Raw genomic sequence first — 5,843 nt, 5'->3', positions numbered from 1 at the left:
GGCCCGGTCCGTACGGACCGGGCCCCGCGCTCGGGATCCTGCCGCTACTCCGCCTTGATCGCGGAGAGCATGTTCAGCTTCGCCGCCCGGCGGGCCGGCCACAGCGCGGCCAGCACGCCGACCACCGCGGCCAGCAGCAGGAACAGGCCCATCCGGCCCCAGGGGAGCACGAGCTCGTAGGTGCTGAGGGCCTTGCTGATGAGGTCGCCCGCGGCCCAGCCGAAGAAGACGCCCAGGCCCACGCCCATCACTCCGCCGAAGAGCGAGATGACCAGCGACTCCAGGCGGACCATCCGCTTGATGCCCTTGCGGTCCAGGCCGATGGCGCGCAGCATGCCGATCTCCTGCTGACGCTCGAAGACCGACATCGCCAGGGTGTTGACGACGCCGAGGACGGCGACGACGACGGCCATGGCCAGCAGGCCGTAGAGCACGTTCAGCAGCAGGTTGATGCCCTTGGCGATGGAGTTGGAGATGTCCTTCTTGGTCTGGATCTGGACCGCGGGGTTGTCGCCGAGGGCCTTGCGGAGGGACTCCTTGACGGACGCGCCGGCGCCGTTCTTGGTCTTGACCATGACCTGGCGGTCGGTGATCTCGCTCTGGTGCGGGGCGATCGTCTTCGTGTCGACCATGATGCCGCGCATCAGGTCGTTGCCCTTGTAGACGCCGGAGACGGTCAGCGTGCCCTTCTTGCCGTCCTCGAAGGTGACGGGGACGGAGGAGCCGAGCTTCCAGTGGTGCGTCCGGGCGGTCGCGTCGTCGATGACGACCTTGTTGCCGGACAGGCCCTCGAAGGAGCCGGCCGTGAAGTCGAGCCTGGTCAGCTTGCCGATGGTGGCGCCGTTGACGCCGGTGAGGTTCTCGAAGTCACCGTCGACGCGGGAGGGGGACATGCGCAGCGGGCTGGTGGCGGCGACGTCGGGGTGCGCGGCCAGCTTCTTCTCCACGTCGGGGGAGAGCGAGGTCATGCTCGCCATGGAGACGACGTAGTCGGCCTTCATGGAGGACGTCGCCAGCTTGTCGATGGCCTGCTGGACGCTGCCGGCGATCACGGTCATGCCGGTGATCAGGGTGAGCCCGATCATCAGCGCGGAGGCGGTCGCGGCGGTGCGGCGCGGGTTGCGGACCGCGTTCTGCCGGGCGAGCTTTCCGGGCATCCCGAACAGGCGCAGCACGGGCGCGGCCGCGGCGATCATCGGGCGGGACAACAGCGGGGTCAGCACGAAGACGCCGATGAGGACCACCGCGGCGCCCATGCCCATGGTGTTGCTGCCGGAGGCGGTCAGCACGACGGCCGCACCGATCGCGGTGAGGGCACCGCCGATGGCGTTGCGCACGACCAGGGAGCGCGTGGTGGGCACGGCGTGGAGGCTGTTCATCGCGGCGACCGGGGGGATCTTCGCGGCGCGGCGGCCGGGCAGCCACGCGGAGAGCATGGTCACGACGATGCCGACGGCGAGGGAGACCAGGATCGTGGACGGCTCGATGACCAGCGGGCCGTCCGGCAGGGGCGCGCCGTTGCCCTTGAGCAGCGACCGCAGGCCGACCGCGATGCCGATGCCCGTGACGAGGCCGGCGGCGCCGGCGGCGGTGCCGATGAGGAAGGCCTCGATGAGCACGGAGCGGGTGACCTGGCGGCGGCTCGCGCCGACCGCGCGCAGCAGCGCCAGCTCCTTGGTGCGCTGGGCGACCAGCATGGTGAAGGTGTTGGCGATGATGAAGATGCCGACGAAGAGCGCGATGCCGGCGAAGGTCAGCAGGATGGTGCGCTGGGCGTCCTGGTCCTGCGCGATCATGCGGGCCTGTTCGTCGGCCAGCTGCTTGCCGGTCGTGGCCTCGGCGTCGGCGGGCAGGACCTTCTCGACGGCGGCCTTGAGGGCGGCCTGGGAGGTGCCGGCCGTGGCCTTCACGTAGATCTCGCCGAACTCGCCGGGCTTGCCGTAGAGCTTCTGCGCGGTGGGGGTGTCGAAGAGGGCGAGGCTGCCGCCCGCGGAGACGTTGCCGTCGTCGGTGGTGAAGATGCCGGCGAGCTTCTGCCGGAGCACCGGGCCGTCGACGGAGACGCGGACGGTGTCGCCGGTCTTGTAGCCGCCGCGCTCGGCGGTCTTGGCGTCGAGGGCGATCTCGCCGGGGCCCTGGGGCGCGCGGCCGCTCTTGATCGGGTAGCGGGCGTCCTTGCCGCCGGTGCCGGGGTAGTAGTTGGCGCCGGTGGAGTTGAAGCCCTCGCCTATGAGCTCGCCGTGCTTGTCGGCGATGGCGGCGAAGCCGCTGACGCTGCCGGTGGCGCCGGCCGCGCCGGGCACCGCGGCGGCCCGGTCGAGCAGGGCCTGGGTGAGCTTGGGGGCCTCGCCGGGGTTGCCCTTGTCGCCGCTCTGCCGGTGCGGCTGGACGGCGACGTCGACGCCGGTGAAGCCCTTCTCGGAGCTCTTCTGCTGGGCGGCGGAGATGGTCGAGGTGAAGACCAGGGTGCCGGAGACGAAGGCCACGCCGAGCATCACGGCGAGGACGGTCATCAGCAGCCGGGCCTTGTGCGCGAGAACGTTGCGCAAGGCGGTACGGAACATGGTCTGTGGTGTCCTGGGGGAGTGGGCCCGAGCCGGGCCGTCGTCGGAAGCGGGAGGCGGCGGGGCCGTCCTCAGCTGGTGCGGCCCTTGGCGTCGAAGCGCTTCATGCGGTCGAGGACCGCGTCCGCGGTGGGCTCGCGCATCTCGTCGACGATGCGGCCGTCGGCGAGGAAGACCACGCGGTCCGCGTAGGAGGCGGCCACGGGGTCGTGGGTGACCATGACGACGGTCTGGCCGAGCTCGCGCACCGAGTTGCGCAGGAAGCCCAGCACCTCCGCGCCGGAGCGCGAGTCGAGGTTTCCGGTGGGCTCGTCCGCGAACATGATCTCGGGCTTGCCGGCCAGGGCGCGGGCGACCGCCACGCGCTGCTGCTGGCCGCCGGAGAGCTGGTTGGGGCGGTGCTTGAGGCGCCCGGAGAGCCCGACAGTGTCGACCACCATGTCCAGCCACTGCCGGTCGGGCTTCCGGCCGGCGATGTCCATCGGCAGGGTGATGTTCTCCAGGGCCGTCAGCGTCGGCAGCAGGTTGAAGGCCTGGAAGATGAAGCCGATCTTGTCGCGCCGCAGCCGGGTGAGCTTCTTGTCGTTCAGCGTGGTCAGCTCGGTGTCGCCGATGGTGGCCGAACCGCCGGAGACGGTGTCGAGGCCGGCCATGCAGTGCATCAGCGTGGACTTGCCGGAGCCCGAGGGGCCCATGATCGCGGTGAACTCGGCCTGCCGGAACTCGACGGAGACCGCGTCCAGGGCGACCACCTGGGTCTCGCCCTGTCCGTAGACCTTGGTGAGGCCCGTGGCGCGGGCTGCCACTGCCGTGGGGCGGGCGGCGGTCTGGACGCCGTAGGGGGAGGTGGTCACGGTGGGAGGCTCCTGTCGGGACGACGGCTTGAGGGGACCACTCCATCGTCGGCGCCGATCGGGCGCGCGGGATCAGACCCAGCTCCCGTTCCCGGGGCAGACCTCGGTCGGACCCGGGCCGCCGCTCCTCATCCTTGGGTATGACAGCGCGGGGATGCCGGGGGCGGGCCGCACGGGGCGACCGGGGTCGGCCGGGCACCGGTCGGAAGGCGGCGAGATTGCGACAATTCCCTACCCCGTCCGGCCCCTCCCGGTGAACGGGGGGTATCGGCCCGTGGCATGTGCCTTTGGCGTCGTTCCTGCACTGATGCACCCTCAGTTGCCAATAAAATAAGACAACCTCGGGTCATCGTTCCGCTGTTTGGGGGGCGCTGCCCGGCTAGGCTCGTCCTGCTCTCCTCTTACCAGGAAGGCGCGCGCGCCTTTCCTGCCTGTACGCCTGTACGCCCGAGAGCGCTGCCCGGATGGTGGAATGCAGACACGGCGAGCTTAAACCTCGCTGGCCCTTCGGGCCGTGCCGGTTCAAGTCCGGCTCCGGGCACTCAGCTGCTCTGTGTCCCCCACTCTCCGTAGGGAACCGGGTGCCTCTCCGTAGGGAACCGGGTGCCACCCGTTTGCGTTCTCCCCGTAGGGGCGGGGCAGTGCGCCGGAAAAGATCCTTCCCAAGCACGAGCGCATTTCTTTGCCCACCTATTACCCTTGGTCGCAAGGCCGCGCAGGGTGGCCACGGATGGAGTGAAGGATGAGGAGCAGCAACCCGGTCTTCTCGCGGCGGTTCCGCGGCAACAACAACGGCTACGCGGGCTTCGCCGCGGCGCCGCAGGCCGGGACCGCGGCCCAGGGCGGAAACCCCTACGCGAGCAACCCGTACGCGCAGCCCGCCAACCCGTACGCCACCAACCCGTACGCCCAGGGCGGCCCGGATCTCCAGCAGGGGTATCCGCAGGCCCCGGCCACCACCGGCCGCATGACCATGGACGACGTCGTCATGCGCACCGGCATGACGCTCGGCCTGGTGATCCTCGGTGCGGCCGTCGGCTGGGGGATGAACCTCCCCGTCGGGCTCGGCTTCGGCGCCGGCCTCGTCGCGGCGCTCCTGGTCTTCGCGCAGTCGATGTTCCTGCGCAGGCCGGTCCCCGCCGTGATCCTGGCGTACGCCGCGCTGGAGGGCCTCTTCCTCGGCGTGGTCAGCAAGGCCTACAACCACTTCGCCCAGGGCGCCCCGGTCCAGGCCGTGCTCGGCACGATCCTCGTCTCGGTCGGCGTGCTCATCGCGTACAAGACCCGTCTGATCCGCGTCGACCGCCGCTTCGTCCGCTTCGTGACGGCCGCCCTGATCGGCTTCGTCCTGCTGACGATGGTGAACCTGCTCTTCGCCGTCTTCGGCGGCGGTGACGGCCTCGGCCTGCGCACGGGCTGGCTGGGCGTGCTCGTGGGCATCGCCGGCGTGCTGATCGGCGCGGCGGTCCTCGCGATCGACTTCAAGCAGGTCGAGGACGGCGTCCAGTACGGCGCGCCCCGCGAGGAGTCGTGGATGGCCGCCTTCGGCCTCACGGTCTCGCTGGTGTGGATCTACGTCCAGATGCTGCAGCTGATCGGCGTGCTCAACGAGGACTAACCGGCTGTCCGGCCGTCCGGCTGACTGCCGGTGGTTGCCGGTGGTTGAAGAAACGGCTGAAGAGGAAGGGCCCGGGAAGTGTTCCCGGGCCCTTCGTCGTACGCGTGCGCCATGGGGAATGCGGGGCGCTGCCCGTTACAGCAGCTTCCGAGCCGCCCGTCGGAGGTCGTACTCGTGGACGATCGCCTTGGCGTGGCCATATGCGAGGTCGTGCTCTCCGCGCAGCCAGCTGACCTTCTCCTCGAAGCGGAAGAGGGAAGGGCCTTCTTCGACCGTGCGCAGCCAGTCGGCGACTTCACGGCCGGTGCAGTGGGGGATTCGGGAGAGCAGGTTCCGGTGGGTCTCGTCGGAGAAGACGTGGGACATCGGCGCCTCCGGACGCGTCGAATGATGGTCCTTCATGTCACCGTGCCCGAGTGTGCAGACGTTGGCAACAGTCCGGCAACGGCGCATAGGCTCGCGCTGTGGATGATGTGACGTCTCTTCTGGCCGCCGTGGACGCTTTCGCCGACCGGCTGCGCGCTCTGCCGCAGTCCCGCCTGAGCAGGGGGGCGGCCGCCGAAGCGCTCACCCTGGCCCGGGAACTGGCCGCGCGTGCGCAGCGGATCGAGGAACCCGGGGCCGGGGCGCCCAGGGAAATGCCCGAGGCCGGGATGTTCGCGGTCGCCGACCAAGTGGCGGTGGCCGGTCACGATTTGGCGGCGGCGCTCGTCGCGGATTCCGCCGGGGGCGGGGCCGGGGCGGCGGAGGCGGTGGCCTTGGTGGAGGCGGCGGCGAAGCGGTGTGGTGTGTAGCGGGGCGTACGGG

5 protein-coding genes and 1 tRNA gene are annotated in these 5,843 nt (G+C 70.4%); 3 read left to right on the top strand and 3 right to left on the bottom strand.

The window, feature by feature from the left end; all coding sequences use genetic code 11:
* Positions 1–44 precede the first annotated feature (44 nt).
* Both ACSNOH_RS32940 and ACSNOH_RS32935 read right to left on the bottom strand, forming a co-directional pair.
* A complete protein-coding gene (locus ACSNOH_RS32940) occupies positions 45–2,564 on the bottom strand; it encodes an ABC transporter permease (RefSeq protein ID WP_436725122.1) in 2,520 nt (839 codons plus the stop codon).
* Positions 2,565–2,635: 71 nt separating this feature from the next.
* The gene (locus ACSNOH_RS32935; protein ID WP_424892093.1) at positions 2,636–3,418 is read right to left on the bottom strand and encodes an ABC transporter ATP-binding protein; all 783 of its coding nucleotides are present in this window, start codon (positions 3,416–3,418) and stop codon (positions 2,636–2,638) included.
* Positions 3,419–3,876: 458 nt separating this feature from the next.
* On the opposite strand from ACSNOH_RS32935, the gene ACSNOH_RS32930 reads away from it, so the two are divergent.
* Positions 3,877–3,959: transfer RNA gene (locus tag ACSNOH_RS32930), tRNA-Leu, on the top strand.
* Positions 3,960–4,160: 201 nt separating this feature from the next.
* On the top strand, positions 4,161–5,036 hold the full coding sequence (locus ACSNOH_RS32925; protein WP_436725121.1) for a Bax inhibitor-1/YccA family protein: 876 nt from the start codon (positions 4,161–4,163) through the stop codon (positions 5,034–5,036).
* Positions 5,037–5,171: 135 nt separating this feature from the next.
* Here ACSNOH_RS32925 and ACSNOH_RS32920 read toward each other — a convergent pair whose 3' ends face one another.
* A complete protein-coding gene (locus ACSNOH_RS32920; RefSeq protein ID WP_030365184.1) occupies positions 5,172–5,402 on the bottom strand; it encodes a DUF4287 domain-containing protein in 231 nt (76 codons plus the stop codon).
* Positions 5,403–5,500: 98 nt separating this feature from the next.
* Between ACSNOH_RS32920 and ACSNOH_RS32915 the strand changes: the two genes are divergently transcribed.
* The gene (locus ACSNOH_RS32915; protein WP_436725120.1) at positions 5,501–5,830 is read left to right on the top strand and encodes a hypothetical protein; all 330 of its coding nucleotides are present in this window, start codon (positions 5,501–5,503) and stop codon (positions 5,828–5,830) included.
* Positions 5,831–5,843 lie beyond the last annotated feature (13 nt).

It is taken from the genome of Streptomyces sp. URMC 127, assembly GCF_051386535.1.
Classification (GTDB): Bacteria; Actinomycetota; Actinomycetes; order Streptomycetales; family Streptomycetaceae; genus Streptomyces.
This window is presented reverse-complemented; position numbering and strand designations above follow the sequence as displayed.